Raw genomic sequence first — 5,099 nt, 5'->3', positions numbered from 1 at the left:
ACTTCAAAAAAATGTCATTCTAGCTTTGTTCAGAAAACTCCTACAACTAATTGATTAAATTATCTTTTCTCAAGCATTAATTTTAGACCCAGAGCAACTAGAACCACGCCTGTTGTCCCTTCCATCCATTTCATAAACGACGCATTTTTGAGTAAGTTTTTTGCAAAGCTCAATGCGCCCGCTAAACCGCACTGCCAACACATAGCGATAACAAAATGAATAGCAGCCATCAAAAGCGATTGCAACAACGGAGAATATTCTGGGTTAATAAATTGCGGCAAAAATGCGAGATAAAATACTGCCGTTTTGGGGTTCAACACATTGGAAAGAAAGCCTTCACGCAATGACCGCTTCAGCGTAAATTCACTGTGTGAAATCGCCGTAACCTGCATACCTTGGCTATTTTTCAGCAACGCTTTTAAGCTAGATAGTCCCAGCCAAATTAAATACGCCGCACCAATCATTTTAACCACATGAAACAGCTCGGCTGATTGTGCCAAAATCGCCGAAATACCAACGGCGGAAAAGGTCGCATGCACAAATAACCCCATGCAAATACCCAAACTTGTTATGCTACCGTCAGTGAACCCAGCTCGTGATGTGTTACGAATCACCAGTGCCGTATCTAGCCCTGGAGTTAGCGTTAATATAGTAATTGCGATCAGAAAGGCTTCAACGTTTTGGATATACATACCCGTCCTTGTATAAAAGAAATGTCATCGTTTACCTTTTTATACCTGAGCTCTTTTATAAAGTCTTTAACAGTTTTCACTGGATAAGAAAATAATGAAATACTCACAGCCTTGTCGGTTTTGGTCACGCTCTTTCACCTTGATTGACTTTGATGGCCTTGGTTAGACACTTAATGGTTGCTACACTAACTCCTCTTTTACGTCACGGAAGGCTAATTCCATGGATGCATTCAATCAATTAGTTCAACATTCTAAGAAAATTTCACATTTCAATCATTTAGCGGCTATTTGTGGCTGGGATCAAGCTGCAGTAATGCCTGCTGGCGGCGCTCAAGCTCGCTCGGAAGCGATGGCGCACTTGTCCGTTTATATTCATAGTTTACATACTCAACCTCAATTGGCTGAATGGTTTGATAAAGCACAAAATGAGCCATTGAACGATGAGCAAAAAGCAACTCTGCGTGAACTCAAACGCCACTGGCAGCAGGCAAACGTACTACCTGAAGCTTTGGTGCAAGCGAAATCTCTTGCTGGTTCAAAGTGTGAACATGCTTGGCGTACCCAACGCAAAAACAATGATTGGGTCGGTTTTGAGAAAAACTGGGCTGAGGTGGTCACACTCTCACAGCAAGAAGCGCAGATCCGCGCTGATGCTACAGGTTTAACGCCTTATGATGCGATGCTCGATCTTTACGAACCGGGTACAACAACTCAATCATTGGACGCTGTTTTCAGCGATGTTAAAACTTGGCTGCCAACGTTAATCGATCAAGTCATAGAGAAGCAACGCGCCGAAGAGATCATCATGCCAACTGGGCATTTCCCTGCTGAAAAGCAAAAGGCGCTAGGCTTAGAAGTCATGAAACTGCTTCAGTTTGATTTTGAACACGGTCGCCTTGATGAAAGCGTTCACCCTTTTTGCGGCGGTATTCCAACCGATGTTCGGATCACCACTCGTTATAATGAGTCGGAGTTTATTCAGTCTCTAATGGGCATTGTCCATGAAACGGGCCACGCACGTTATGAGCAAGGCTTGCCTAAACATCTTGCTGGTACACCAGCAGGAGAAGCGCGTTCGATGGGTATTCATGAATCTCAATCGCTCTTCTTTGAAATGCAGATGGGGCGCAGTGAACCCTTTATTGAGCACTTAGCCACCCTAGCCGCCCGCTATTTTTCAGGTAGTGAAGATAAAGTGTTTGCACAAGCGAATTTCCAGAAGATCTACACTCGCGCCGAAAAAGGCTTTATTCGTGTCGATGCCGACGAGCTGACTTATCCAGCTCATGTCATTTTACGTTATGAAATTGAACGTGATTTGATCAATGGTCATATCAAACATACCGATGTGCCTGAGCTATGGGATCAAAAAATGCAGGCTTACCTCGGCCTTTCTACCCAAGGAAATGACCAAAACGGCTGTATGCAAGACATCCACTGGACAGATGGAAGCTTTGGCTACTTCCCTAGTTACACGCTGGGTGCTATGTATGCTGCGCAGTTTATGGCAGCAATGAAGAAAACGGTGGATGTGGATGCCGCCATTCACAGTGGTGATTTATCACCAATATTTACTTGGCTTGCCGATAATATTTGGCGGAAAGGTAGCTTATTAACAACCGATGAATTGGTGAAACAAGCGACTGGGGATGTGCTTAACGCTCAATATTTCCAAGACCACCTAAAGCATAGATACCTTTAGCGCCAAACTTAAAAAGCAGCTTAAATCGCTGCTTTTTTTACACTTAGTTAACGCTCAATAACACGCAGGAATTCATGATGAACTTTTCATCAATGCATCTTTACGCAAGCGCCATACTGTCAGTAACATCGCCAGTAATGCTAGTACGCTCATGCCAATATAAACCAAGCTAAAACCTTGTGATAATACCTGAGTGGAAACGCCGGCCTGCTCGGCACTGTGTTCAGCAACCATGACTTCGCTTGGCACTCTCAGATAAAAGAGCGCGGAACAGAACGCAACACCGAGTGCACCGCCGAGTTCTCGTCCAAAATTAAATAGTGACATGCCAATGCCGCGATCACGTGCGGGTAAGACACTTTGTACAACAACGCCTAAGGCCGGTAAGGTTAAACCAATACCTATACCCGCAAAACCCAATGCAAATTTCACCCACATATCGTAGTGAACTTGCCACAATGCAGCCATAGCCAAAGCAAAACCGACGATCACTAACATCTTATAACGACCAAACTTCGCGATGAGCTTCCCACCCACATAAGCGCCAGAGGTAATACAGACCATGAAGATCACCATAATGGCACCGCTTTCTGACGGAGTGAGTCCTTTTTGCCATTGAAACTGCAGTGGTAAATAGACCAAAAGCGCAAACATCAGCATTTGCGATCCCATAATAAGAACAATCGCGGTCAGATAATTCGGAAGACGTGCTAAACGCGCCGGTAAAATAGGATCACTCACTCTGCGTTCAACAACCACCAAAGCAACTAAACACGCCAGTAATGCAAACGCGCCCCAGCCAGTAGGGATAAATGAATGTGAAGAAAGTAATAACAGCAGCAAAGTCGTCGCACTCATGAGTAACGCTGCTCCCACCCAATCAAAGCGACTATCTCTGCGTTTATTGAGATGCTTCAAATAGCGGTTAACCATGTAAAGTGCCACCAACCCTAGCGGTAAATTAATACCGAATACCCACCGCCAACTGAGGTAGTCAGCAAAATAGCCGCCAAGCAGTGGCCCTGCAATACTGGACACCGCATAAACCGCTGAAATATAACCTTGGTACTTGCCCACTTCGCGCGCAGGAATTGAATCGGCGATAACGGTAAATGCCAGAGCTATTAAGCCTCCACCGCCAATCCCTTGAATCACACGAGCACCAATTAAACTGGGTAGATCAAAAGCAAAGGTACACAGCGCGGAACCCAACATAAAGATCACGATACTGACATTTAGCATCCGAACTCGTCCGAACAAGTCGCTCAGTTTACCGTAGACGGGCAATACAGCGGTCGATGCTAATAGATAAGCAGTAATCACCCATGTTAATGCTTGTCCTGCCGAGAGATCTTGCCCAATAAGAGCCAATGGTGTGGTAACGATGCTTTTTTCAAGCGAGCCTAAAGCGATGACTAAAGCAACGCTGGCAAAAATAATTTTCGGATTAGCCGAATAAGTTGAATCGGTAGGCATGTGCCCCTCATATGAACTTGATTAGAATGCGCGACCGACACGATAACGTAATCGTGCACATCCTAAAATAGGATAGAATGGGATGGCTTATTGCATAAATGGGATTAATGATGAAACTTGATGATTTATCACTCTTTTTAACGGTAGTGAAATGTGGCAATTTTACGCTGGCAGCAAAACAAAAAGCCTTGTCCACCAGCACGTTGAGCCGCAGAATTCAGCAGTTGGAACAAGATATTGGCAGCATTCTACTGATCAGAAACAGTAAAGAAGTGGTACTAACGAAAGAAGGCGAGCATTTGTTTGAAACCTATGCCAACCTATTTAGCCAAATAGAAGATAAACAAGCACAAGCTTTAAAAGCCAAACAAGAGTTTAGAGGCGAGATCGTCATTAACGCGCCAATCCTACCCATTCGGCATCAGCTAAGTCCATTAGCACTGGAATTTTGTCAGCAACATCCTAAAGTCAACATTCGTATTCAAGTCGGTGCAGGGCTGGATTATCATACCCAGCACGACCTTGATATAGCGCTACGTTTTGGTCCACAACCGCAATCCGATTGGGTTGCGCGCAAACTAGCTAATAACCCTTCCGTGTTGTGCACAAGTCCTGACTACTCGGCCTCTTTGCTGCTAAAACATCCAGAGCAATTACTTTATCTGCCACTACTCACTTTAAATACCAAACAAGCGTGGATATTTGAACATCAGCAAAGCAAAGAACGTTTTCAATTTATCCCTCAGGCACGTATTAGCTCTGAGGAAATTGATACGATTTTACAAGCCACATTCATGAATATGGGTATTGCAAGGTTACCTAAAGGATTAATTGATAAGGAGTTAGAGGAGAAACGATTAGTGCCATTATTGCCTAATTGGCAGATTGAAGGAGCGGATGTTTATTTGCTGCACCCTCAGAGACGTTTTCTTCCTGAGCGAACTCAGGCATTTATTGACTACATCATCAATCACTGGTCGCGCTTTGCTTTCAGTTACTGGCGTACTTGAGAATGTACACCACACCATACTGCTCAAATAAAAAACCACTTCTTGCTACTAACGAGCAAGAAGTGGTTGAAAGCGATTGAGTGACTAGATTAAAGAAAGTGGAAGGTCGCGTTGAATGAAACCGTACCAATATCGTCATCGCCCAAAGTGTAATTCATGTAACTTGCACCAACTGAAATTGGCCCCATCAGGAAGTATTCAGCGCCTACACCGTACATG

At 44.2% G+C, this 5,099-nt stretch carries 4 protein-coding genes and 1 pseudogene; 2 read left to right on the top strand and 3 right to left on the bottom strand.

The window, feature by feature from the left end:
* Positions 1-59: 59 nt before the first annotated feature.
* Positions 60-692, bottom strand: a complete 633-nt coding sequence (locus tag B9J84_RS01545) for a LysE family translocator (RefSeq protein WP_013856840.1) — start codon at positions 690-692, stop codon at positions 60-62.
* Positions 693-912: 220 nt separating this feature from the next.
* Here B9J84_RS01545 and B9J84_RS01540 point away from each other — a divergent pair, with 220 nt between their 5' ends.
* Complete coding sequence (locus B9J84_RS01540) at positions 913-2,394, top strand: carboxypeptidase M32 (protein WP_094123370.1); 1,482 nt, start codon at positions 913-915, stop codon at positions 2,392-2,394.
* A gap of 72 nt (positions 2,395-2,466) precedes the next feature.
* On the opposite strand, the gene B9J84_RS01535 is transcribed toward B9J84_RS01540, so the two are convergent.
* On the bottom strand, positions 2,467-3,870 hold the full coding sequence (locus B9J84_RS01535) for an MDR family MFS transporter (RefSeq protein WP_088732468.1): 1,404 nt from the start codon (positions 3,868-3,870) through the stop codon (positions 2,467-2,469).
* 98 nt (positions 3,871-3,968) lie between these two features.
* Here B9J84_RS01535 and B9J84_RS01530 point away from each other — a divergent pair, with 98 nt between their 5' ends.
* Positions 3,969-4,880: a LysR family transcriptional regulator gene (locus B9J84_RS01530; protein ID WP_094123369.1), complete on the top strand. Its 912-nt coding sequence runs from the start codon at positions 3,969-3,971 to the stop codon at positions 4,878-4,880.
* Positions 4,881-4,969: 89 nt separating this feature from the next.
* Here the strand turns inward: B9J84_RS01530 and B9J84_RS01525 are convergent.
* A pseudogene (locus B9J84_RS01525) lies at positions 4,970-5,099 on the bottom strand (porin family protein); the annotation flags it as partial.

It is taken from the genome of Vibrio sp. V03_P4A6T147 (assembly GCF_002241085.1).
Classification (GTDB): Bacteria; Pseudomonadota; Gammaproteobacteria; order Enterobacterales; family Vibrionaceae; genus Vibrio; species Vibrio anguillarum.
Note: the sequence above shows the minus strand (reverse complement) of the source record. Positions and strands in the feature narration are given on the sequence as shown.